At 69.6% G+C, this 23,148-nt stretch carries 21 protein-coding genes and 1 tRNA gene; 6 read left to right on the top strand and 16 right to left on the bottom strand.

What is annotated here, in order from left to right; all coding sequences use genetic code 11:
- Positions 1 to 38 precede the first annotated feature (38 nt).
- A complete protein-coding gene (gene tcmP, locus AC2H4J_RS02020; protein ID WP_487463152.1) occupies positions 39 to 1,199 on the top strand; it encodes a three-Cys-motif partner protein TcmP in 1,161 nt (386 codons plus the stop codon).
- Here the strand turns inward: tcmP and AC2H4J_RS02015 are convergent.
- The 11 genes from AC2H4J_RS02015 to AC2H4J_RS01965 form a co-directional block, all read right to left on the bottom strand.
- On the bottom strand, positions 1,196 to 1,948 hold the full coding sequence (locus tag AC2H4J_RS02015; RefSeq protein ID WP_487463151.1) for a DUF5131 family protein: 753 nt from the start codon (positions 1,946 to 1,948) through the stop codon (positions 1,196 to 1,198). The two genes, tcmP and AC2H4J_RS02015, sit on opposite strands and share 4 nt — an antisense overlap.
- A gap of 437 nt (positions 1,949 to 2,385) precedes the next feature.
- On the bottom strand, positions 2,386 to 2,805 hold the full coding sequence (locus tag AC2H4J_RS02010; protein WP_487463150.1) for a hypothetical protein: 420 nt from the start codon (positions 2,803 to 2,805) through the stop codon (positions 2,386 to 2,388).
- A gap of 160 nt (positions 2,806 to 2,965) precedes the next feature.
- Entirely contained in the window at positions 2,966 to 3,124 is a 159-nt protein-coding gene (locus tag AC2H4J_RS02005; protein WP_487463149.1) for a hypothetical protein, read from the bottom strand.
- Positions 3,125 to 3,360: 236 nt separating this feature from the next.
- Entirely contained in the window at positions 3,361 to 4,236 is an 876-nt protein-coding gene (locus tag AC2H4J_RS02000; protein WP_487463148.1) for an SMODS domain-containing nucleotidyltransferase, read from the bottom strand.
- 166 nt (positions 4,237 to 4,402) lie between these two features.
- The gene (locus tag AC2H4J_RS01995; protein ID WP_487463147.1) at positions 4,403 to 5,338 is read right to left on the bottom strand and encodes an S-4TM family putative pore-forming effector; all 936 of its coding nucleotides are present in this window, start codon (positions 5,336 to 5,338) and stop codon (positions 4,403 to 4,405) included.
- Positions 5,339 to 5,341: 3 nt separating this feature from the next.
- Positions 5,342 to 7,834: a DEAD/DEAH box helicase family protein gene (locus AC2H4J_RS01990; protein WP_487463146.1), complete on the bottom strand. Its 2,493-nt coding sequence runs from the start codon at positions 7,832 to 7,834 to the stop codon at positions 5,342 to 5,344.
- A gap of 4 nt (positions 7,835 to 7,838) precedes the next feature.
- The gene (locus AC2H4J_RS01985; RefSeq protein ID WP_487463145.1) at positions 7,839 to 9,650 is read right to left on the bottom strand and encodes a site-specific DNA-methyltransferase; all 1,812 of its coding nucleotides are present in this window, start codon (positions 9,648 to 9,650) and stop codon (positions 7,839 to 7,841) included.
- Between the two features lie 473 nt (positions 9,651 to 10,123).
- Positions 10,124 to 10,194, bottom strand: a tRNA-Thr gene (locus AC2H4J_RS01980).
- Between the two features lie 235 nt (positions 10,195 to 10,429).
- Positions 10,430 to 11,245, bottom strand: coding sequence for a DUF2182 domain-containing protein (locus AC2H4J_RS01975; RefSeq protein WP_487463144.1), 816 nt, complete (start codon positions 11,243 to 11,245; stop codon positions 10,430 to 10,432).
- A 4-nt stretch (positions 11,246 to 11,249) separates the two neighbouring features.
- Complete coding sequence (locus tag AC2H4J_RS01970) at positions 11,250 to 11,852, bottom strand: DUF1326 domain-containing protein (RefSeq protein ID WP_487463143.1); 603 nt, start codon at positions 11,850 to 11,852, stop codon at positions 11,250 to 11,252.
- 83 nt (positions 11,853 to 11,935) lie between these two features.
- Positions 11,936 to 12,619 carry a hypothetical protein gene (locus AC2H4J_RS01965; RefSeq protein WP_487463142.1) on the bottom strand — a complete coding sequence of 228 codons (684 nt, stop codon included), beginning with the start codon at positions 12,617 to 12,619 and terminating at the stop codon, positions 11,936 to 11,938.
- Positions 12,620 to 12,807: 188 nt separating this feature from the next.
- Between AC2H4J_RS01965 and AC2H4J_RS01960 the strand changes: the two genes are divergently transcribed.
- From AC2H4J_RS01960 to AC2H4J_RS01945, 4 genes are all read left to right on the top strand, one after another.
- On the top strand, positions 12,808 to 13,725 hold the full coding sequence (locus AC2H4J_RS01960) for a universal stress protein (RefSeq protein WP_487463141.1): 918 nt from the start codon (positions 12,808 to 12,810) through the stop codon (positions 13,723 to 13,725).
- A gap of 49 nt (positions 13,726 to 13,774) precedes the next feature.
- Entirely contained in the window at positions 13,775 to 14,551 is a 777-nt protein-coding gene (locus AC2H4J_RS01955) for an ABC transporter permease (protein WP_487463140.1), read from the top strand.
- A gap of 105 nt (positions 14,552 to 14,656) precedes the next feature.
- Positions 14,657 to 15,967 (top strand): S1C family serine protease, encoded by a 1,311-nt coding sequence (locus tag AC2H4J_RS01950; protein WP_487463139.1) that lies wholly within the window; start codon positions 14,657 to 14,659, stop codon positions 15,965 to 15,967.
- A 91-nt stretch (positions 15,968 to 16,058) separates the two neighbouring features.
- Entirely contained in the window at positions 16,059 to 17,354 is a 1,296-nt protein-coding gene (locus tag AC2H4J_RS01945) for a DUF445 domain-containing protein (protein ID WP_487463138.1), read from the top strand.
- A 120-nt stretch (positions 17,355 to 17,474) separates the two neighbouring features.
- Here the strand turns inward: AC2H4J_RS01945 and AC2H4J_RS01940 are convergent, their stop codons facing one another.
- The 3 genes from AC2H4J_RS01940 to AC2H4J_RS01930 form a co-directional block, all read right to left on the bottom strand.
- Positions 17,475 to 18,515: a zinc-dependent dehydrogenase gene (locus AC2H4J_RS01940; protein WP_487463137.1), complete on the bottom strand. Its 1,041-nt coding sequence runs from the start codon at positions 18,513 to 18,515 to the stop codon at positions 17,475 to 17,477.
- Between the two features lie 9 nt (positions 18,516 to 18,524).
- Positions 18,525 to 18,962, bottom strand: coding sequence for a PTS mannitol transporter subunit IIA (locus AC2H4J_RS01935; RefSeq protein WP_487463136.1), 438 nt, complete (start codon positions 18,960 to 18,962; stop codon positions 18,525 to 18,527).
- A 67-nt stretch (positions 18,963 to 19,029) separates the two neighbouring features.
- Positions 19,030 to 20,568, bottom strand: a complete 1,539-nt coding sequence (locus AC2H4J_RS01930; RefSeq protein WP_487463135.1) for a PTS mannitol transporter subunit IIBC — start codon at positions 20,566 to 20,568, stop codon at positions 19,030 to 19,032.
- 199 nt (positions 20,569 to 20,767) lie between these two features.
- Between AC2H4J_RS01930 and AC2H4J_RS01925 the strand changes: the two genes are divergently transcribed.
- Entirely contained in the window at positions 20,768 to 21,535 is a 768-nt protein-coding gene (locus AC2H4J_RS01925) for a DeoR/GlpR family DNA-binding transcription regulator (protein WP_487463134.1), read from the top strand.
- 307 nt (positions 21,536 to 21,842) lie between these two features.
- On the opposite strand, the gene AC2H4J_RS01920 is transcribed toward AC2H4J_RS01925, so the two are convergent.
- Positions 21,843 to 22,055 (bottom strand): hypothetical protein, encoded by a 213-nt coding sequence (locus AC2H4J_RS01920; RefSeq protein ID WP_487463133.1) that lies wholly within the window; start codon positions 22,053 to 22,055, stop codon positions 21,843 to 21,845.
- A gap of 172 nt (positions 22,056 to 22,227) precedes the next feature.
- A complete protein-coding gene (locus tag AC2H4J_RS01915) occupies positions 22,228 to 23,073 on the bottom strand; it encodes an IS110 family transposase (protein WP_487463132.1) in 846 nt (281 codons plus the stop codon).
- Positions 23,074 to 23,148: the final 75 nt, after the last annotated feature.

Genomic DNA, 23,148 nt, shown 5'->3' with positions numbered 1-23,148 from the left:
TCTGGCACGCTTCGCCCAACCACAGTGAGGGGGCACTCATGGCGACGGGGGCCAGGGAAAAGTATTGGTCGGGGCAGGCATTACCCAGCGTCTTCAAGCACACCCTGCTCGACAAGTACGTGCCCCCGTTTGCCGGGATGACCGGCTCAATCGGGCGTCGGGTTGTCTACCTCGACGGCTACGCCGGCCGAGGGCGGTATGCCAACGGCACGCCCGCCTCGGCCGAGAAGATCATGATGGTCGCGCAGGCGCAGTACGCGAGCGTCAACCTGGCATGGACCTGCTTCTTCGTCGAGCAGGACGCTGAATCGGCCCGCGTCCTCGCCGGTGTCGTCGACGAGTACGCCGCAAAGGGCGTGACCGCCCACGCCCACCGGGGAGACGTGCAAGACGTCCTGGACCGCGTCGTCGCCTCCGCCGTCGGATGCCCCCTGTTCTTGTTCCTGGACCCGTGCGGGCTGGGCCTGCCGTTCGACCGGATGAGCGGGCTCCTCAACGGCGAGCGGAAGAAGGGGTGGCCGCCCACGGAGTTCCTGCTCAACTTCAGCCTGGAAGCCGTTCGTCGGATTGGCGGGCACGTCACCGCCAGCCAACCCAACGCGGCGACCATGAAGCGGATGGACGACACCGTCGGCGGCCCTTGGTGGCGGGAGCACTTCGCGGGCGGGGTGACCGACGCCGCCGTTGAGGCGGTTGTTGCTGGCTTCTCCAACCGCCTGTCCTCCGCGACCGGAATGGACCTGGTGCCGGTTCCGGTCCGGCGAGCGCCCACGCACAAGCCGGTCTACGACCTCATCTTCGGTACGCGGGCACCGCACGGCCTCTGGGTGTTCGGGGACGCGGTCGCGCGCAGCACGCAGGCGTGGTGGGACACCTTGGAGGAAGTCGAAGTGGATGCGCAGGCCGAGGAGGACCAGGGAACGCTTTTCACCACCACGGCCACGGTCCGCCCCGTACTGGAAACCGTCGAGGAGGCTGCCCTGCCGGTCATCACCGACAACCTGCGGTCCCTCCTGCGCTCGTACCCTGTCGGGTTCCGAGTGGTCGACCACACCAAGGCCGTGTTCGGCGACTTCTACGGGCAGGTCCGTGAGTCGGTGGTCCGGAAGGCGGTGAAGGCACTGCACCACCAGGGCGGCACCGCCAGTACCGGCATCGGTGGCAAGACCCGTGAACTGGTCGTCCAGCCCCCTACTTAGGCGGTCGCGAGCCCCCGAGCGGGCATCTCATCCCAGATCAGCCCCTCAAGCGTGCGCCCACCGGCCTTTGGAGTGCGCCCACCCCACTGCTTGAAGAAGAACGGCACTTTGGCCGCCGTGCAGTCGTCCCGCAGGTTGATGACCCATTCCGGGTCAAGCGGTCGGTGCCCGGATCCACTTTCGCCACCGGCGATGACCCAGTCGATCCCATGGAGGTTGATGTCATCGAGCGGCCCCAGAAGCGGCTCGCAAGACAGAAAGCGAACGGCTGCCGGAACATCGCGCAGGTCATCCACCCGACATAGAGCATCGGTGTTTTCCACGCTGACACCCATCCAGACGTTGTCCGGCCAGTCCAACTGGTCGGCGACCTTTCGGAGGCGGGCGGCGCGCTTGGTTAGCACCTGGTAGGTGTGCTGCGGCGTCGCTGCCATTACGTCGAAGACCTGGCGAACGAAGTCGAGTGGAACGCGCGCGTGGAACAGATCGCTCATCGAGTTGACGAAGACCAAGCGCGGTTGGCGCCAAGAGAACGGCGCGGAAAGGGCCTGTGGGTGCGCGGTTACGCCGAACCCAGGGCCGCTGGTGCGCGAGTCCCCATCGTTCTGGTACTTCTCTGCGCCCATCGCCTTGAGCCGCTTGGCCAGGGTCAGCGCGTAGCAGTTGTCGCAGCCCACCGAGACTCGGTCACAGCCGGTCGTGGGGTTCCAGGTGACTTCGGTCCACTCGATGGTGCTCTTGCTCGCCACGTCTCCACCCCCTCGCTCGTCTCGGACTCCACGGACGCTATCGGCAGCGTCCACGTCCATCCCGGACGCCGCGAACGTAGGTGGAGGGTCTGACATCGCCTCACCCGTTCCTCCAGTCCCGGCAGGATCTACAGGGCTGGAGTACGTCAGTCGTTCCGCCGGTGGCCCCGCTCCGGCCCCCGGCCATCGAGGTCGGAGCGGGGTGCCCGAGCAGTCGGTCATCCGACTCGGACAGCCCCTGAGCCGCCCGCTACTGCGTTCCAGAGGCCCGGCAGCCCCAGGGGCCTGTCATGCTCCTGGGACAGCCGCAACGGACCGTAGCGCCGCCCTACGACGACGTCAGGCTGCTGCTACATCCTGCGGGCGACCGCTGGTCGTCTATGCGCGGTGGTCACACATGGATCGGCTACCCGCCCGTCGGCTCGGGCCGCAGCAGGTCACCACTCCGCGCCGGGCGGGCAGCAACTCCAGGTTCTCCGCTGCACGGTGATCTCCACGGTTTCGTGGTCTCCGGTCACCACTGACAGGAGGAGGTCCTCCTCCAGCCGGTTGAGGGGGTCGACGAGCGCCGCGCGGACTGCCTTGAGGGCTGCGTCGGCATCGATCTTGGAGACGATCTCAACTGAAGCCACGTCCTCCGGCGCGCAGAACCACGAGTCCTTGCTGTCGTCGAGGTCAACGCTCACCAGGGGGGTGTCGCCGTCCTGCCACACGACGCCAGGGATGCCCTGGACACGATCCCCAGCCTTGGATGTGACGGCGACCCGGTCCTCTGAGAACAGCCGGGCGGCAGGGTGGTGCTCACCGGTGGGGAGAGAGAACTGCCAGCACGTGCATCCGTTGGACTCGTGAGCCAAGACCCCTCCTCGCTGCCTGTGCGGCCGAGGCTAACGGACTCGCGCGGCGACATGGGTGCCCGAGATCCCCCTGGCCGCTGCCCGAGCCACAGGGGCGCCGGAGCCTCAGTGAACGGGCTTGCAGGTGATGCGCGCAACGCTCACTCCGACCAGCGTGCCATTACTGCGGCCGGTTGATGCCGATGTTGCGCAGGAGTTCCTCTGCGGCGTCATACCACCATGGGGAGTCCTCGGGCATGGCGTTCTCGTCTTCTCCGAAGACTTCGAGCAGCCAGAATGTCGCGATTCCGGCGATGCGGTTGTACTCGTCCAACGTCATGCCCTTAACGCTAGCGACCACCTGACCCGCAATCTGTTAGTCGCGCGACTCCCGCGGCAGACAGGGAGTCATTAAGGGACTGCTACGAGCCCGACCAGTCAGGGCGTACCTTCTCTGGCCGAAGTCCTCCCAGGCCGATAGCCATCAAGTGAGCGGCTTCAGGGTGTCCAGTGTCTCGTCCTGCTCTAAAGATCCCACTGGCACGCGAGGGGTTGAGCAGCGGCACCAACGCTCGTTTACCCGTAGGCGGGGAACCAGTCCTTGCCAAAGATGATCTGCCACTGCCCGACGGCTGATGCGATTTGCCCGTTTCGCTCGTACTCGCGAGCCTTCGACGCGCGGTCGCGCGCGCTGCGCAGGCTGGTGATGACTGTCTGACGCTTGTCCCAGGACCAACTTGACGTGAAGGTGCCGCTGAGACCCGCTGGATCGGCCACGTCCAGTCGGTACTCGGCATTCTGGAAGAAGTCCTCGATGCGTTCGCCTTCGTTGGAGTAGAGGTAGCCGACGCCGTGCTGGGCCATGACCTCCAGGTGGAAGGACTTCAGCCGACTGCTGTGGCTGCGGTTCCAGCGCTTGAGCATGCGGACGAGCGGCTTGAGGCGACTGCTCAGTGCCTGGTTGCGGGTGGCCATGAAGTCGGCGTGCTGGTCGGGATTGGTGGCGAGCCAGCCTCCGTCGCCCTTGGGGATGAGGTAGCCGCCTCCTTGCCGGTTGAAGGCGGGGGTGAGGTCGACGTGTGCGCCGGTGACGTACTGGAGCCGGACGGCTTGGCCCTTGCTACCGACGAGGCGGACGCTCGTCTCGCTCCTGAGGGCGTCCCGAACTCGGTAGAGGAACGCCTGAGAGTCGTACTGGTAGGTGGGCCAGACGAGGGTGTGGTCGAACACGGCGAGCATGTCGATGTCATCGAGTGGCCGGATGATCGTCGAGCGTGCCGCTGAGCCGATCAACTTCTGCGCCGTAGTCGGCATGTTCGATGAGGCGGGGAACCCGCGCTTGACGGCCGCGGTGGCGCTGGCCTTCTTGTCGCGGACCTCCTGCTGCTGGGTCGCGGTGAGCGCGATGTTGGCCTGGAACTCGTCGAAGGACTTGGAGACGGTGTAAGGCATCGGTTCCCCCGTAGTGATCGGCGCGCAGGCCCAGTCGTAGGCACCGCTGCTGGTGTAGTCGGCTGGCGTGAGGCGGGACCGTAACCCCGCCCTACGACAGTGCCGCTGCCCAGACCAGTCGAAGACGCTGGTCGCCGTTGTGCCAAGGCGCTGCTGCCGGTGTCGGTTAGGTGTCGCCGCGATCCGGCAGGACGTGCCCGCGGGCTCGGGCTTCCTCGACGAGATGGGATGAGTTCGCGAGCATCGTTGCCTCGTCCTGGTCCCACATCCGGTTGTAGAACCAGTCGGGGACGCGGGCATTCGTCTGCCGGAGTTGCAGGATGCGGTCCTGCGCCGCGCGGCAGTCCGTGTCACTGACGGAGGCCGGGTCGTCGAGCGCCTTGCGCCACATGTCCGCGACCTTGGCCTGAAGAGTCGCCTTGTGGATGGCGCTCTCCCGATGCAGTACAGCCTCCTTGACCAGAGCAGCGGCCGTCGCCGCCAGAGGCGCGACGAGCGCGAACAGCCAGTTGAGCAGCGTGTACTGGAAAGCCACCCCGACTGTGACCGCGAGGACGAGGGCTACGCCCAAGGCGAGGATCAGGAAGCGGGCGTAGGCGCGGTGCAGGGAGACCCCATAGTCCAGATTGGCCCGCTGGCAAACCAGGACATCGAGAGGGCGAACGAGGTCGCTGAGGGAGCGCGGCTGATACCAGTTGGGCAGTCCATCGCGGGACCCGCGGTTGGCGGCTTCGGTGATGTCCCAGTCACTGGGCCGGGTGGCCAGGTAGGGGTGGCGGTCGAGACGGAAGAGGCCGGTGTCGAACTCCTCTTGAATGCTGGCCGCGGTTCCGTTCTTCCGCTTCTCCACCACTTCGCCGAGGACAGCCCAGAGGCCCATCCCGATCGCGACGATCCCGCCGATGTAGTTGCGCGCTGATGAAGCGAGGACGCCGACAATGATCGTGACCGCCGCGATGATCGCGAGTGCGATCAGCCTGCGGTTATGGCTGGCCTTCACATCGGCATACAGGCGCCGTTGCGCGGCAAGGAGCCGAAGGAACGGCTCGGTGTTCTGCTGCTCGGTGATCGGTGGATCAGTGCGACGGACGGCTCCTGACACGGCTCACTCGGGGTTGGTAGCGGTGTAGAGGCCGTTCCAGGATCCGGCAGCGGACTTGATGTTGGACTCGGTGACGAACATGTACCGCCAGGTGCCGTACTCCTCCTCGTCACGGACGAGGCGTGCCCATCGTTCGGCGGCGACCTTCTTGGCGATCACGTCGGTGTCGCGTGCATCGCTGTCCGCCTTGCCTTCGATGACCCAGTAGGTACCGCTCTTGTCGAGTGCGATGAAGTCGGGAAAGTACCGGCCGGTCTCCGTGGGGATGAATGCCTGACCGCTGGTGTAAAGGCGTAGCCACCAGACGATCTCGTCGTCACGATCGAGGAGTTTGGCAAGTTCCCATTCGGTGGTCTTCGCGTCGAACGCTGCGGTAGGCATGATCGACTTGCGCCAGCCTTGGAAGTGCACGCCCTTGATGTAGGGGTCGTTGTACGCATTCGGAGCGTTCGGGTCCACGAGGACGGGCTCCAGCGGCAGGGTGACCGGTTCCAGGTCGACCTGCCTTTCCTGCTTACGGTTACCGATGGCGCTACGGATCAAGACACGGAGCCCCTCAACCGCTTGGCGCCGCCGCTGTTCGCCCCATTCGGCCGATGCCTGCTCGGAGGACGAGACGCCAGCCCCCTTGAGGAAGGCGTCGACGAGTCGTCTCGCCGCGTTCTTCTCGCGGCGGTCCGCAGTCACCTCGGGCTGTCGCACGATCTCGTGCGTCAGTTGGAGCCGTACAACGTCGATCCCGACGAGCACCTGCTGGGCCTCAGCGTTGGCTTGCGGGGTGACCGTGATGCGCACGTCGGCCCCGCTGCGCCGGGCCTCCAGCGCGTCGCGGTAGATGAAGGTGGGCACTTCCCGGATGAACCGAGCGCCAGCCGCCTCAGCATCGCCGTCGGGGATGTCCACGAGCGAGAACGGAGACACGACGAGCCGTGATACCTCTCGCGGGAACGTGATCTGGGGCGCTCCGTCGGTTCGCCCCTGCGGCTGCGGAGTGGGAGCCGCCTGTCGGGTGTCGACTTCCTCGAAGAAGAGGGTTGGGGCTGCCTCTGACGCGGGCTCGTCCTCGCCGTCCAGTCCGAACAGAGCGGCCTGACCGGGGAGGACAGCGGCAGCCCGTGACGGCACACCGCCAGTCGACGTCACCGGAGATTGTGAGTCGGATCCACCGACCGCCGTTGGGGTCGCCTCTGCGCCCAGCGGCGCAATGGTCGTCGGCGCGGCGCCGTGCTCGTCGACCGCCGTCTGCACGGCAGGGGTCTGAAGGCGTTCCCGAAGGACATCCTTCTGCTGGAGCAACTGCTGGTAGGAGTCGTGCGCGACCAAGTCGACCTGGTCGACCGCAGGGACGCCGGTGCGGTGGCCGAATGGCAGGCGAAGACCACGCCCGAGGATCTGTTCGGTCAAGGTCTGTGACGCGAGCCTGCGCAGGGCGACGATGACGGCGATGTTCTTCACGTCCCAGCCCTCGCGCAGCATGTTCACGCTCACGATGGCCCGGATCGGCGAGTCGGAAGCCTCCACGTCGGCGAGGGCTTGGAGGGCCTCTTCCGATGACTGAGAGGTGATTTCCAGAACGGCTTGGGGATCCCCGATGAAGTTCGGCCCTGCCAGGGTTTGCCCGACCTCGGTGGCGTGGTCGATCGACTGACACACCACGAAGAGCACCGGATGAGTCTGCGGAAGGTCGGGATGGAGGCTCCGGTACTCCTGGTAGGCGGCCTCCTTGTGCCGCAGCAACTGGCAGGCGTCGGCCAACTGGGTGCGCTCGTCCCGCTGCCCGTCCTTGCGGTAGACGATGACGGGGGTCTTGACGTGGCCGTCGGCGATGGCTTCTCCCAGGGTGTACTGGAAGATGATCTTCGCTACGTCGGCAGGGTCTGGGGTCGCGGTAAGCCCGATGAGGGCGACTGGGTTCAGGTGGCGCACCGCGGCGGAGAATGCCTGGGCGCGATCGTGGTAGATGTGGTGCTCGTCTGCGATGACGAATAGATCGTCTGTGTTTTCCAGGTAGGTGTATAGCGCGTCACCGAGGTTCTCGTCGTCTTCTCGCACTCGTCGCGAGACGTTGTCCGTGGGCCGGATCAACTGCTGAATGTTGAAGACGAAGACCTTCAGGCGGTTGGGATTGCGCAGAGCAGTTCCGACCGAAGCGATCTGGAAGTTCTCCGGAGTGATCACGAGCGGGGCGATCTCGGCCCCAGCCACGTACTTGGCGGACGCGGCATCGAAGTTGGCGAGGGTCTTGCGCTGGATGGTCGCGTTCGGCGTGACGACGAGGACGTGCCGGACCCCCTGGGTCGCCAGGTACTCGACGAGGGAGGACATGAGGAAGGTCTTGCCGACGCCGGTGGCTAGATCAGCCACCATCTCGGTGAAACTTCCGTCCGCCTTGACGATGGCCGCGATCACGGCCTCAAGGGCTTGACGGTTCGGTTCCCGAAGATCGAAGCGTGCGGCAATCTCGTAGATGAGCGTTTCGTCGTATGCGATCTCCACGGCTTTACTTCACCGTCGCTTTCGGGAACAGGTCGTCGGGTGCCTTGCGCAGCCGCGAACCTGGAGAGAGGTCCTTTAACAATGCTTCGGCGTCTGGGAGTGCAGCCTTAGCCACGATCACAGCCCGCTCCCCGTCACCCAGGTGCTCGACGACAGTGCGGATGACCTGCTCGTCGGCCACTCCGTCGACGACGGCCAGACGCATGCGGCGCTTGACACCGCAGAAGACCGGGTGGTCCGGGGTGAGCGTGTAGCCGAGTTGTCCGGCGACGGCTATTGACCAGGCACCATTCGTGGCGGCGTCGGAGAGGTAGACCGTGCCATCCTCGTCGTCCACGTCATACATGGATGGACCGAGTCGAGCGACGGTGAAGCCGCCGCCGCCCTGCCACTGGGCGGTCGACTCGTCCTTGGTCTTCGTGGCGGCGCGAAGCGCCTTCAGCGTCGCTTCGTCCAGGCCCTCCATGGCCTTGGCGACTTTGCCCAGCAGGCTGGTGAACCGCTGAGCGTCGTCCACGGTGATCCCTTCGGGGAGATCAGCGACGGCGACCCGCTCAGTCTTCGTGGTGATTCCGCCTGGGTCCTGACCCTCGACCACCTTCGTTAGCCGGGGCTGGAGGAAGGCGTCCACGGTCGATTGCTGCAACTCAACGGTCACCCAGCGACGCCCCATCTTGTGCGCGACCGCGGCCGTGGTCCCGGACCCGCCGAAGCAGTCGAGCACGATGTCGCCGGGGTTTGAACCGATGCTGATGATGCGCTCCAGCAGGCGCTCCGGCTTCGGGGTGCTGAACGGGGTGATCCCAGGAACGAGGGCCTTGATCTCCATCTTGGAGATGCGATTGCTGTCGACCTCTGAGTACGGCCACCACGTGTGGAACGGTGCCGAGTACTCGTCCGGCGGATAGATGCGGATGAAGGGCTCCAGTTGGCCGCGGGGGCTCGGCAACCACTCCAACAGGTCGTAGTCGCGCTGCACCTTGTCCTGACCCCACTGCCAGCGCCCTTCGGTGCCGTCTGAGCGGATCGGCCAGACCTCGCCGCCAGACGGCGAAGGGATCGGGAACCACATCGACGGTCGGTCCGTCCGCAAGGCGGCGGTGCCTGCCTTGCGGAGGGATCGACTGCAATACGGGCGGCCTTCCTCATCGCGTCTGTCGTAGTGCGAGGGGAGTTCGCCGACCAGTCGCCGGTTCGGGGTGAACGCCTGGCTGCGGGAGTACACGAGGATGAAGTCGTGGCTGGGGACGATCTTGCCCGAGGTTCGGGATGACGGGTTGTCCACGCGTTGCCACAGGATTGTGGCAACGAAGTTCTCCGGCCCGAACTCCTCGTCCAAGAGCAGGCGCATCCGGTGCACTTCGGCGTCATCGAGATGGACCCAGATCGACGCGTCGTCACTCATGAGCGGCTGAATGTCCCGAATGCGATCTCGCATCATCGTGAGCCAGACCGAGTGTTCGAGTTGGTCCGCGTAGTGCTCGAAGGTCTGCTCGGTGTTGAACGGTGGGTCGATGTAGACCAACTTCACCTTGCCGGTGTACTTCGCCGACCACTCCGGGATCTTGCCGAGCGCGCGTAGCGCATCTCCCGAGTCACCCTGGATGAGCAGGTTCTCGTCACTTCCGACGGGACCGTCTGGTGCACCCACCCGCCCAAGGCGCTCGATGCTCTTGACCTCACACGCACGTGGGTCCGAGGGGTCGACCCAGGAGTAGTCGTACTTGCCGTGCTCGGCAGGGATGAGGGCGAGGTCCTTGCCCTTCCAGGTCAGTTCGAGGCGACCCTTGGGATTCTGGTTGCGGACGGGGCTCACGAAGTCCTCGCGTCCGTCGTGTCGTGCTCCACCGCTCTGCTATCCCTTCGAAGACCGGACACCCGTCAGCGAGCACCCCGTAGAGGTCTATCGGCGCAGCGAGGCGGTTCCTGTCACGGATCCGGAAGATCGGCTGATCTGCGGCGAGACTGTCCACGCGCTCCACCGGAGCGGCAAGCGAAGCAACTCCAGGCTCACACCCATGCGACTTGACGAGATGTCTTGGCATGGAGCGTGGCACACGCGCCCCAGGCCGAGCGCGGGGAGGCTCGGACCGCATTGATTTGGGTGACCGCCTGGGGGTGCCCTGGGGGACGCTGCGGGCGCTACCGGGGCGCGTCGCCGCCTCGCCCCGAGGCGTCTCCCGAAGGTGTCGCGGGGAAGCCCGGGCACCGGCCACCGGGCGCTAGCCCCTCGCTCCGCGCGTTGTTGACCCGTCGAGGCGGCACCCAGAGGAACCGCCACGGGAAGAGAGCCGAAGGCGGGAGTCGAACCCGCGACTACTGTTTACAAGACAGTTGCGTTACCGCTACGCCACTCCGGCAGGACAGGCTGGACGTGTAACACACCATCGTCAAGCCGTTGAGCAGCCTAGCCCGCCCTCACGCTCAGCATGTGTGACACGGGGCGCCTGTAACACAGTGCTTCGACACCCAAAGTCGGGTGCGCTACCAGTTGCGCCACGTCGGCGGCACACGGGAGCGAGCTCCCGACCCCAGGATAGGGACCACGTCTGCGCAGCCCCGAGCCCGGACTGCCGGGCGGGTGGTCCCGGCGGCCTACATCCCGTTCATCTGGCTCGTCGCGGGCAGGGTGAGCCCGGGGATGGCGTAGGGGGCGGCGAACAGCAGCATCCCCAGGGCGAGCAGCAGGACCGCCGTCCCGTACGTCGCCGCCCGGCGCCAGGGCAGGGTCTTCTCCACCGCGATCAGTCCGGCGACGACGGCCATCCAGACGACGCTCATGACCCCCAGCGCGAACAGCGAGGCCATCAGCGCCCAGCAGCAGCCGACGCACCAGGCGCCGTTGCGTGCACCCATGCGCAGCGCGCCGCGTGGGCCGTCCCGCCACGAGCCCACCAGCAGACCGAGCGGGCTGCGGCACTTGCCCAGGCAGACGTCCTTGAGCGGCGTCAGCTCGTAGGCCGCCGCGACGACGAGGGTGGCTCCCGCCACCCACCGGCCGGCCCGGTCCCAGGCGAGGACGTCGCCCGCGGCCCGGCCGACGAGCGCGATGACCGCGAAGGCGACCAGCCCGGCGGCCGCCCACGTCAGCAGGTAGCCGCAGACGAAGAGGAGGGGCGAGATCGCGGACCGCCGTCTCGTCATCGTGGCGTAGAGCGCGACCGTCGGCGCGACCGACGGGAACATCATCGCCGCCATCATCACGACCCAGATGCCGAGGAACCAGCCCAGCGTGCCGAGGCCGGTCCACGGCCCCTCGTCCATGCCGCGCATCTGCCCGGCGGTCCACCACCACCCGAGACCGGCGAGCGCGAACAGGAGGGCGACCAGGCCCCGCCGGGTGCGGACGGCGCCGAAAGCCGGGGTCAGGCCGCCGCCCGCCGCCGGGCGAGGCCGGGCCGGCGCGTTCATCGGCTCAGGCGGCCCAGGAGAACGAGGCCGTCGACAGTCCGGTCCTGCCGTCGAACCGGATTCCGAAGGCATCGATGTGCGAGCGGCGGTTCTCGGCCATCGTCAGATCGGGCGCCACCGGGTGGAACATGCCGTCGAACCGCACCGGCTGACCGTCCTCCTTGCCGAACGGCACGACGTCCTCGACCTCGAAGTCGATCGCCTCGCCCACGCGGACGCTGTGCCGGACGCCGTCGTCGACGAACTCGATGGCCGCCCGCTCGACGCCGGCCATCTCGCCCACCAGCGGGGCCAGCGCCGCCATCGGGCCGCCCAGCTGGCCGGCGAAGACCTGGACCAGCTTGCCGAACTGCTCCTCGGTCGACCGGTCGTCGATGTAGACGCCGAGGCGCCAGTTGCCCTCGGTCATCACCTTCGGGGTGTCCGCGATGGCGACGACCCGCCGTCCGCCGACGTCCGTCCCCTCGATGTCCCCCGCACGGATGTTGAAGGCGAGGACGACCCGGCAGAAGTCGTAGGTGGCGCCGTGGTCCAGCGAGAGGTTGCACGGACACATCAGCTCGCACGAGCACGTCTCGGTGTAGCTGCCCTCGAGGTTCCATGCCATGGCCGGCCTCCTGCGAAGAGGCGGCCAGTCTCCAACCGTGCTACGCGGTCGGTCAACCGTGCGGACGACGCTTCGACCGCTCGTCAGGCGGCGTCGGTGCCCGCGACCGGTCCTCGCTGGGCCGGTCCCCCGCGCACGAATTCCGCCGGGTCGTTGCCCGGGCCGGCGGCCAGCCAGCGCGCGAAGCCGTCGGGGTCGCGCAGCTCCAACTCGTCCAGCGCCTCCTCGCGGCGGCCCACCAGCGACGCCCGGGCGGCCGGCGAGAGACGCCCGGCGAGAGCGGCCGTCGTACGCAGCCATTCCTCCCCGAGGGCCCGCGTGCTCAGGGCAGTCACCGGCAGCATGCGGCTGCCGACCGGGAAGCCCGAGGGAGCTGGACCGACGGGCAGCCTGACCACCTGGCCCGCCGCCGGGGCGGTCCGCGCGCGCTGGCGGCGACCCCACCGCAGCGCGACAACCGACGTCACCGCGAGGACGACGACCGCGGCCACCGCGCCGCCGGCGACGGTCGAGATCCCGGCCACGAGCAGGATCACCCCGGCCGTCCACCCCGCCGCCCACACCGCGGCCTCCAGGACCGAGCCGCGTGAGCGAGCCGGCGCCTCCCGGGCGATCCCCGCGGCCGTACACCCGGCCAGGGCCGCGGCCAGCCCGACGCCGACCAGCCCGGGGCCGCCGAGGGCGAGGCCCCCGACCACCGCGAGGGCGCCGGCACCGGCCAGGGCGGAGCCGAGCAGCACACGAGCGACCGGACGGCGGATGGACACAGGCGGCCTCCAGATGCACTCGGGCATGCGCGGGCGGTGCCCGCCGATGCCGGGCCCGCTCCGCCGGTCGGGACATACCCCGTCCCCGCGGATGCACACGGGGCCGCGAGCCCCTTCCCTGTGACGTTCGCAACGAGGAGGCTCGAGGTCAGGGAAGGACCCATTGCTCCCGGAGGTGCACCGTGTCGATGTCCGCCCCGATGGCCCCCGCCGACCGCGCCGGGGAGGACGAGGCGCAGACCCCGGACGCCGCCTCACCGGGCCGCCCGGTCGTCGTCGGCGTCGACGGGACCGAGGTCGGGCTCGGCGCGGTCCGCTGGGCCGCGCAGGAGGCCGCCCGGCGGAACGCACCGCTGCTGATCCTGCATGCGGCGCCCTACCTGGGCCGGGGGGAGCCGGGCGGAGCACCGTCGCCGGAACTCCCCCATGCCCGCGGGATCACGGCGGTGGCGTACACGGTCGCCCGGCGCAACCAGCCCGGTGTGCAGGCCTCCACCGACGTCGTCCCGGACGAGCCGGTCGACGCGCTGCTGCGCGCCGCCGACGACAGCCAGCTGCTGGTGCTCGGCAGCTCGGCCACCGGCGCCGCCGACGAGATGGTGCTGGCCACCGTGGCCGTGCGGGTGGCCGCCCGGTCCCGCGCCCCCGTCGTCGTCGTGCCGCGCCGCCGCGGACCGGCGCAGCCGGGGCGGCCGATCGTGGCCGTCCTCGGGATGGGCGACCGGGCCGACGACGAGGCGGTCGCCCGCTTCGCCGCGACCGCCGCCCAGCGGGACGGCGTGCCGCTCTCCCTGCTCCTGACCCGGTCCCCGCAGCAGAACGTGGCGGCGAGCTGGGTCGACGACGACGACGCGTGGGCCGAGCGCTTCCCGGACGTGCACGTCCTGCGGTCCGACCTGCCCTCGCCCCGGCCCGACGAGGTGCTCGGGGCGGCGTGCCCCTCCCCGCTGGTGGTGATCAGCGTGGGACACGGCACGCTGCTGCACCGGTCGATGGACGGCCCGCATCGCTGGCTCCTGCGGCACTGCACGTCGCCGATGGCCCTCGTGCCGGCGGTGCGCTCGTCGGAGGGCGGCACCCCGGAGGAGGCCGCTCCGCCCTCCTGACCGGCCCGGCCTGCGCGTCCCGGCCCGGCCACGGGCAGGATCGGCGGTCGTGGGGTCCTCGGTCGTCGCCGTCGGGCCGCGCCTGGCCGTCGTCCTGGTGGTCCTGGCGGTGGTGGCTGCGGTCGCGGGCCGGCTGTCCGGTCTCGGTCAGGACCGGCCGGTGGTGCTCGCCGCCGTGCGTGCCACGGTCCAGCTGGCCGGGGTGTCCGCCGTCCTTCTCGTCGTCGTGCGCTCGCTGGCGTTGTCGGCCGTGTTCGTCGTCCTCATGCTCGCCGTCGCGACCGCGACCGCCGCCGGGCGCGTGACCGGCCGGGGACTGCGCAGTTCCGGCCGGACCGCGCGCCTGCTGCCGACCGCCGTGCCCATCGTGACCGGCGCGGCACCGGTGGTGGCCCTGGTGCTGGCCAGTGGGTCGGTGCCGCTGCGCGGCACGGCCGTCATCCCGGTCGCCGGCATCCTGATCGGCGGCGCGATGACCGCCACGTCGCTGGCCGGACGACGCCTCCGCGAGGAGCTGCACGCGCGCCGTGGCGAGCTCGAGGCCGCACTCGCGCTGGGACTCCTCCACCGGGACGCCGTCCTCCTGGTCGGCGGCCAGGCCCCGGCCACCGCCCTCGTGCCGGGCCTGGACCAGACCCGGACGGTGGGGCTGGTGACCCTCCCGGGGGCGTTCGTCGGGGTCCTGCTCGGCGGCGGGAGCCCGCTCGAGGCCGGCGCGGCTCAGCTGCTGGTCCTGATCGGGCTGCTCGCCGCGCAGGTGCTCGCGGTCTGGACGGTCACCGAACTCATCGCCCGCGGCGCCATCCTCGACGACCTCCCGCGCTGACTTCCAGGAATCTCACAGCCGGCCTCCAGCGACGGGCCAGCGGCAGCACGCACAGTGGAGATCTCGCGGCGGCCACGTCGGCCGCGCGGAGGGAGGACCACAGCAGTGAGCGAATACGGAACCGGGCCCGGCGCGGACGACGCCCAGACGGGCTCGGCCGGAACGCCGCCCCAGGCCCCCGCCCAGCCGGTCTACGGCGGGCACGCCCCGTGGACGCAGACGCAGGTGCAGACGCCACCCTCGCCGCCGTACTACCCGGGCTACGGGGGACACCCGTTCCCCGCCCCGGAGCCGGTTCCCGCAGCGCGCCCGGAGCGGCGCGCGGGCCGGCTGCGGATCGGCATCGCCGGTCTCGTGGCGGGCGCCCTGATCGGCGGCGGCGCGGGAGCGGGGGTGGCCGGCCTGATCGACTCGTCGACGCCGAGCAACTCCCCCAGTGCCTCGGCCCAGAGCGTCACGATCAAGAACCCCGAGACGGCGACGACCGCCACGGCGGCGGCCGCGAAGGCGGCGCCCAGCGTGGTGACCATCTACGTGTCCAGCGGCTCGAACTCGGGGAGTGGCTCGGGCGTCGTCCTGACCGACGACGGCTACGTGCTGACCAACAACCACGTGGTCACCCTGGAGGGAGCCGGCACCGGCACCGTCCAGGTGCGCACCTCCGACGGCAGGCTCTACGACGCCAGCGTCGTCGGCACCGACCCGTCGTCGGACCTCGCGGTGGTCAAGCTGAAGGACGCCAGCGGCCTCAAGCCGGCCACGTTCGCGAACTCCGACAAGGTCCAGGTCGGCGACGTGGCGGTGGCCATCGGCGCGCCGCTGGGGCTGTCCAACACGGTCACCGACGGGATCGTCAGCGCCACCGGCCGGGCCGTGGAGACGGGCTCGTCGCAGGACGACTCGACCGTCCTCGACGCGATCCAGACCGACGCCGCGATCAACCCCGGCAACTCCGGCGGCGCGCTCGTCAACGGGGCCGGTGAGGTCATCGGCATCAACAGCGCGATCGCGACCGTCGCCGCCGGCGGGCCGGGCTCCCAGTCGCAGAGTGGCAACATCGGCGTGGGCTTCGCCATCCCGTCCAACACCGCGCAGCGGATCGCCAAGGAGCTCATCGCCAACGGCAAGGCCACCCGGGCCTTCCTCGGTGTGAGCAGCCGGACCGCCGCGGACAGCCAGAACTCCGGTGTCGGGGACGGCGCGGAGATCGTGTCCGTCCAGCCGGGCACGGCGGCCGCCGACGGCGGACTGCGGGCCGGCGATGTCGTGACCGCGGTCGGCGACCGGCCGGTGACGACGTCCACGGAACTCACCGCGGCGGTGCGCAGCAAGGCTCCCGGGGACAAGGTCACGCTGACCGTGCGGCGCGGGAACGACACCAAGACCGTCGAGGTCACCCTGGGCTCGGCCAGCTGAGTCCGACAGGACGGCCCCCCTGCAGGGCCCCGCGCCGCGAGCTCACGAGCGGAGTGGGGGGCAGGGGGGTCCTTTCTCTAGGCTGGTGCAAGTGCCGGCACCCCGACCGTCCGCCCCCCTCGCCGGATCTCTCCTCGCCGGGTCCCTCGAGGACCCTGCGCGCGCCCGCGACCTGACCCGCATGAAGCGGCTGGCGACCGGCCTGTTCCTGGGCGCTGCCGCGGTCTTCCTCGCGTGCGTGCTGCTCGGTCAGGATGCGGGCGCCTGGGTCGGCTACGTCCGGGCGACCGCCGAGGCCTCGATGGTCGGCGCGCTGGCCGACTGGTTCGCCGTCACCGCGCTGTTCCGGCATCCCCTCGGGCTGCCGATCCCGCACACCGCGATCATCCCGCGCAAGAAGGACCAGATCGGCGAGAGCCTCGGCGCCTTCGTCCAGGAGAACTTCTTGACCCGGAGCGTGGTCGAGGCCAAGCTGACCACGATCGACGTACCCGGCCGGCTCGGCGGCTTCCTGGCCGCGCCCGGGCGGGCCGAGCGGCTGGCGGGTGACGCCGGCGCCCTGGTCACCGCACTGTCGGGGCTGCTGCGCGACGAGGACCTCGAGCCCGCCGTCGCGAACCTGGTCGACCGCAAGCTGCACGCCACCCCGGCCGCGCCGCCGGTGGCCCGCGCCCTGGAGCTGGTGGTGGAGGGCGACCGGCATCAGGAGGTGCTGTCGGCCGGCCTGCGGGGGCTGTCACGGTTCCTGCAGGAGAACCGCCTGGTCTTCCGCGCGCAGCTCGGTGACGCCTCGCCGTCGTGGGTGCCCGACTGGGTCGACGACCGCGTCTTCGACCGGGTGTTCGCCGGCCTGCAGAGCTTCCTGGAGGAGGTGGGCAGCGACCCGCGGCACGAGCTGCGGCGCTCCTACGACGCACGGCTGCGGGCGTACGTGCACGCGCTGCGCACGGATCCGGAGGCCGCGGCCCGGATCGAGGACCTGAAGAAGGAGCTGCTCGAGCACCCCGCCGTCCGTACCTGGTCCGGATCGCTCTGGCGGAACGCCAAGAACGCCGTCCTGACCGCCGCCGCCGATCCGGAGTCCGAGCTGCGGGGCCGGCTGGCAGGCTTCATCCGCGACGGCGCGCGCCTGCTGCAGACCGACCCGACCGTCCGCGAGCTGGTGCAGCGGCACTCGCACTCGATCGCGGGCTATCTCGTCGAGCGGTTCTCCCCCGATATCGCCGACCTGGTCAGCACCACCGTCGCCCGCTGGGACACCGAGGAGACCAGCCGGCGCATCGAGCTGCAGGTCGGCCGCGACCTGCAGTGGATCCGCGTCAACGGCACCGTCGTCGGCGGCCTCGCCGGCCTGGTGATCTACACGGTGGCGCAGCTGATCGGCTGACCCGCACCTGGGCAGTGTCGCGCCGAGTGGGGCCCGGAGGGCTCCGCGCAGGTGCGACGGTAGGGCTCAGCACAGCAGGGGACGGCTCGTGGCCGCGGTGCGATCCGGAGGATCGCAGTGTTAGGGCTCGATGGTCACCTTGATGGCCTCGCCCTTGGCCACGATGTCGAACGCCTCCAGGGCCCGCTCCAGCGGCAACCGCGCGGTGATCAGTTCCTTGACCGGCACCTTCCCGCTGGAGATGTACTCCAGGGCGCGCTTGTTGTGCTCGGGCGCCGATCCGTTGGCCCCCATGATCATCAGCTCGCGGTAGTGCACGAGGTTCGAGTCGCACGTGATGTAGGGGTTGGTCTTCGGCAGGCCGCCGAAGAAGGAGATGCGGCCGCGCCGGGCCGCCATCCCGATCGCCTGCTCCTGCGCGATGTTGGCCGCGGTCGCCGTGATGACGACGTCCGCCCCGCGCCCGCCGGTGAGCTCCTTGACCCGCTCGACGACGTCGACCTCGCTGCCGTTGATGACCTCGTCGGGCTGCACGGCGTCGGCGGACATCTTCAGGCGCTCGGCATTGACGTCGATCAGGAAGACCCGGCTCGCGCCGTTGGCACGGGCCAGCCGGATGTGGATGCAGCCGATCGGTCCGGCGCCGAAGACGACGACCGTGTCGCCGTCGCCGACCTTGATCAGCTCCTGGGCGTTGATGGCGCAGGCGAACGGCTCGGCGACCGAGGCCTCGTCGAAGCCGATGTTGTCGGGGATCCGGTTGAGTCCGTCGACCTTCAGCACCTGCGGCGGCACGATCATGTACTCGGCGAAGCCGCCGTCGTACTGGTAGCCGATCGAGGTCTGGTTCTCGCAGACGGCCATCCAGCCCTTGCGGCACTCGTAGCACTCGCCGTCGGGCACGGCGGCAATCACCTGGACGCGGTCACCGGGCGCCCACCCCGTGACGTCGGCGCCCACCTCGACCACCTCGCCGGCGACCTCGTGGCCCATGGTCCGCGGCGGGCTGATGTTCTGGTGCCCGTTGTTGAAGATCTTCACGTCGGTGCCGCAGGTGGAGCAGTTGCGCACCCGGATCTTGACTTCGTCCGGGCCGCAGTCGGGCTCGGGGACGTCCTCGAGTCGGACGTCCTTCGGTGCGTAGAAGCGCAGCGCCTTCATGTCTTCCTCTCAGTCCTCGTTCACCGCGGACAGCAGTTCGTACAGCTCGTCGGCCGACCCGGCGGCCAGCAGCTTCTCGACCTCGTCGGAGTCGGAGAAGACGATCGCGATCTTCCCCAGGATCTCCAGGTGCCCGTTCTCGACACCGGCGATGCCGACGGCGAAGCGCACCTCGTTGCCGTTCCAGTCGATCGGCTCGTCGTAGCGCACCACCGAGATCGCCGACCGGGTGATGGCGTCCTTCGCCTCGTTGGTGCCGTGCGGGATGGCGAGGTAGTTGCCCATGTAGGTGGACACGGACTTCTCGCGCTCGAACATGGCGTCCACGTAGGCGGGGGTGACCGCCCCGGCGTCGACCAGCAGCTGGCCGGCCTCGCGGATGGCGTCGTCCTTGCTGCGCGCCGCACCGGGGACCTTGATATGGGACTGGGTCAGGACGTCGCTCATGGGCTCCCCCAGGATGTGGTGCGGCCGGCCGGCACCAGGTCATCCTGGTGCCGGCCGGCCGGTCTGATCAACGCGAGGCGCCCTGCGCGTTGGTGGTCTTCAGCTCCTCGACGATCGCGTCGTACTGCGGGCTGTTCATGAAGTTGTCGACCGACACGTGCTGGGCGGACGGGGACATGGTCCGGGCCCGCGGCGTGAGGTCCTGGTGCGTGACGATCAGGTCGACGTCGTCGGTCAGGTTCGCGATCGCCACGTTCTGGACGTCGACGTCGGCGAACCCCGCCTTCTTGATCTTGTTGCGCAGCACCGATGCCCCCATGGCGCTCGAGCCCATGCCGGCGTCGCAGGCGAAGACGATCCGGTGGATCGGCTTGCCCGCGGCGGCAGCGGCGTGGTGGTGGATCCCCGCGGCCTCCAGCTGGTCCTCGACCGCCTCGTCGCCGGGCGAGAGGTAGCCCGCGACCGAGCTGCGCTTGCCCTTCAGGGCCTCCATCTCGGCCGTCGCCTCGGCGAGGTCGATGTCCTTGTTCCGGTCGAGCTTGAGCAGCAGCGAGCAGATCAGGAAGGACGTCGTCGCCGCGAGCAGGACCGACAGGATCACGCCGATGAAACTGCCGCCCGGGGTCTCGGCGAGCACCGCGATGATCGAGCCGGGAGCGGCCGGCGCCCGCAGGCCGGCGCCGAAGACGACCAGCGTGCCGATGCCCACCATGCCGGCGGGGATCATGCCGAGCAGGAGCTTCGGCTTGGCCAGGACGTACGGGAAGTAGATCTCGTGGATCCCGCCGAAGAAGTGGATGACGGCGGCGCCCGGGGCCGTGCTCCGGGCCAGCCCGGTGCCGAAGAACGTGTAGGCGAGCAGGACGCCGAGGCCGGGGCCGGGGTTGGCCTCGAGCAGGAAGAGGATCGACTTGCCCTTGTCGGCCGCCTGCTGGATGCCGAGCGGCGTCAGCACGCCGTGGTTGATGGCGTTGTTCAGGAAGAGGATCTTGGCCGGCTCGATGATGATGCTCGCCAGGGGCAGGATCGAGTGGTCGACGAGCCACTGGACGCCGTTGCCGAGGCCCTTGGAGATGACCTCGATGACGGGCCCGAAGGCGAAGAAGCCGGCCACCGCGAGCGCGGCCGCGGCGATGCCCGCGGAGAAGTTGTTGACCAGCATCTCGAAGCCGGGCTTGATCTTGCCGTCCCAGAGCTTGTCGAGCTGCTGCATCACCCAGGCGGCCAGCGGCGCCATGATCAGCGCGCCGAGGAACATGGGCTGCTCGGTGCTGACGATGACACCCATGACGGCGACGGCTGCGACGACCGCCCCGCGGACGCCGTAGACCATCCGGCCCCCCTGCACCGCGATGAGCAGCGGCAGCATGAACCGGATCATCGGGCCGACGAGGCCGACGTTCGGCACCCCGTCGGCGCCGTTGCCGAACCCGCCGATCCCGCCGACCGGGAACGGGCCCTTCTCGATGAAGAGGGCCGTGATGAAGCCCCAGGCGATGAAGGCGGCGATGTTCGGCATGATCATTCCGGAGAGGAAGGTGCCGACCTTCTGCACCGCGATCCTCGCGCCGGACGCTCCCGAAGGTGCGGTGGTGGTCGCGCTCACTGGCTTTCCTCCCGTGGGGACGGATGGTTGTCGACTGCCGTGGGCCCGGCCGATCCCCCGGAGGTGCGAGGCCGGCGGCCGAGACGTGACCAGGGTCACGCAGCGGGGCTAGTCTGTCAACACGCTTCAACAGAAACCCACAGATATGCGGCAGGAGACCACACGGCCGGGCATCGGACCTGCGTGGAAAGGTGGAGGCATGTATCCCGAGGAGCGGCAGCACGCCCTCGCGCTACTGGTCGGCCAGCGCGGCCGGCTGAGCGTGACCACGGCGGCCGAGCAGTTCGGCGTCACGACCGAGACGGTCCGCCGCGACCTCGCCGTGCTGGAGCGGGCGGGCATGCTGCGCCGGGTGCACGGCGGGGCGGTGCCGGTCAGCGCGGTGGCCCTCGTGGAACTGGGCCTCGGCGAGCGGACCGGTCACCTCGCCGAGCAGAAGGCCAAGATCGCCGCCGCGGCGCTGGACTTCGTCCCCGGCATGGACGGCAGCATCATCCTCGACGGCGGCACCACCACCGCGGCGCTGGCCGAGCTGCTGCCCACCGACCGGCGGCTGCTCGTCGTCACCGATGCCGTGCCGCTGGCGGCCCGGCTGGCGAACGCGCCGGGGATCACGGTGCACATGCTCGGCGGCCGCGTGCGTGGCGTGACCCAGTGCGCCGTCGGCGACGAGGCCATCCGCAAGCTCGCCGACCTGCGGGTCGATGTCGCCTTCCTGGGCACCAACGGCATCGCCGTCGACCACGGTTTCACCACTCCGGACGAGGCCGAGGCATCGATCAAGCGGGCGATGGTCCACGCCGGCCAGCGGGTGATCGTGCTCGCCGACTCCACGAAGCTCAACCGCGAGACGCTGGTGCGCTTCGCCGCCCCGGAGGACGTCGACGTCCTCATCACCGACGACGGCGCCGACGAGGAGACCCTCGCGGCCCTCGACAAGGCCGGCGTGGAGGTCGTCGTCGCCTAGCTGCCGGTAGGTCGTGTCAAGCGTTCGTGTGGACGTGCAGCATCGGCTCCGCGTAGCGGAGCTGGTTGTGATCTTGACCGGTGGTGCTGTGATGGGTCCGGTGCCGAGCGCCCACGCTGGTTTATGCGACCTCGCGGGGGGCGGGTCATCTGGCGTCGTTCGGGCTGCTGTCATGGGCGAAGGGCCGGGCGCCAAGCTAGGCACGACGTAACACCCGGAGGTGTCCGCCATAGCGGATGCGGCGTCTGATCCGGCCCTTCGTGCGGTCCAGGGTGGCACCACCGGCCGGAGTTGTGAAGGGAGCCGGTCAGTCCTCCGGTGTGCTCCAGCGGTTCGGGTCGTAGTGGGCCTGGCCGCGGGCCAGGGCGAGGGCGATCTTGTTGGCGCGGTGGGCCAGCGCGCAGGCGATGATGCCGCCGTGCTTGCCGCGGGCCTTCAGTCCGGCGGCGTAGCCGCGGCTGGGCTGGTCGTTGAGCCAGAGCCCGAGGCCGAGGTCGATCAATGCGCGGCGCAGTGCCACGCTGCCCTCCCGGCTGATGCCGCCGTCCCGGCGGTGGCCGGCGGACTCGTATTGCGCATCGGCGAGAGACCGGCGGCCCGGTAAACCTGGCCGGGTCCGGGCCAGCGGGCGGGATCGCCCAGGGCGGCGCCGTAGTTCCCGGCCCGCACGGTGCCCCAGCCAGGCACGGTGGTCAGCGTGGTGAACGGACTGACCGGCAGCAGCCACGCCAGCTCGGCCTCGGCCGCGGCGATCTGCGAGTCCAGGTCGGCCAACAGGACCAGGTCGGCGGCCAGCACCTGACGGGCGACCGCGGCATCGGCGGTGGGCAGCGCATCGCGGGCGGCGGTGACCAGCCGCTCGGCCACGGCCGGCGAAGCTGAATGTTGCGGGTGGCGGCGAAGCGGATCAGTCGAGTGGCGCCGAGGGCGGCCAGCCGGGCCGGGTCGGCGAACTCGGCGGCGACCAGCCGCCCGATCTTGGTACCCAGCACGTCCGGCAGCGCGAGCGTCAGCCCGGGAAAGGACCGGTCGAGCTGGCCCAGCAGCTGGTTCTTCGTCGCGGTGCGGATCGCGACCCGGCGGTTCCGGTGCGCCGACCACGCGGTGAGCTCACCGAGCACAGCCTCGGCCGGGGTGACGGCCAAGCCGCGGCCGGCCAGCAGAAGCTCGGTGATCGCCTCCAGATCGATCGCGTCGGTCTTGACCCGTCGCCGGCCCATCACCCGGCGCTGTTCTGTGACATGCGCCGGGTTGAGCTCGAGCACCTCCCAGCCGGCCGGCCACGCAGTCGGGGCCACCAGCGGCCGGTGGTAGTGCCCGGCCGCCTCCACCCCGACCTTGACCTGCGCCTCCGCCGGCAACACGCGCTCGATGCGCGACACCAGCTCGCGCAGCGACGGACCGGTCATCGAGCACTCGACCGGCCCCAGCAACCGCACCCGCGCTGAATCCGTCAGGGACCAGGCGAACGAGGACTTCCCGACATCGATAGCCAGGGAGACCGTCGACGACGTGACTGGGGCAGCATGAACAACCACGGGACCCACCTCCGGGGGTGCCGGAAGACCACGGCGCACAAACGCCGGACCTTCGAGTTGAGGAACCTGACGGTC

It is taken from the genome of Blastococcus sp. OS1-29, assembly GCF_057628075.1.
Note: the sequence above shows the minus strand (reverse complement) of the source record. Positions and strands in the feature narration are given on the sequence as shown.

What these genes read in the sequence shown, in the direction of transcription:
- tcmP (WP_487463152.1), top strand. Translation starts at nt 39, where the DNA reads ATGGCGACGGGGGCCAGGGAAAAGTATTGGTCGGGGCAGGCATTACCC.
- AC2H4J_RS02005 (WP_487463149.1), bottom strand. Translation starts at nt 3,124, where the DNA reads ATGACGTTGGACGAGTACAACCGCATCGCCGGAATCGCGACATTCTGG.
- AC2H4J_RS02000 (WP_487463148.1), bottom strand. Translation starts at nt 4,236, where the DNA reads ATGCCTTACACCGTCTCCAAGTCCTTCGACGAGTTCCAGGCCAACATC.
- AC2H4J_RS01975 (WP_487463144.1), bottom strand. Translation starts at nt 11,245, where the DNA reads ATGAACGCGCCGGCCCGGCCTCGCCCGGCGGCGGGCGGCGGCCTGACC.
- AC2H4J_RS01970 (WP_487463143.1), bottom strand. Translation starts at nt 11,852, where the DNA reads ATGGCATGGAACCTCGAGGGCAGCTACACCGAGACGTGCTCGTGCGAG.
- AC2H4J_RS01960 (WP_487463141.1), top strand. Translation starts at nt 12,808, where the DNA reads ATGTCCGCCCCGATGGCCCCCGCCGACCGCGCCGGGGAGGACGAGGCG.
- AC2H4J_RS01940 (WP_487463137.1), bottom strand. Translation starts at nt 18,515, where the DNA reads ATGAAGGCGCTGCGCTTCTACGCACCGAAGGACGTCCGACTCGAGGAC.
- AC2H4J_RS01935 (WP_487463136.1), bottom strand. Translation starts at nt 18,962, where the DNA reads ATGAGCGACGTCCTGACCCAGTCCCATATCAAGGTCCCCGGTGCGGCG.
- AC2H4J_RS01925 (WP_487463134.1), top strand. Translation starts at nt 20,768, where the DNA reads ATGTATCCCGAGGAGCGGCAGCACGCCCTCGCGCTACTGGTCGGCCAG.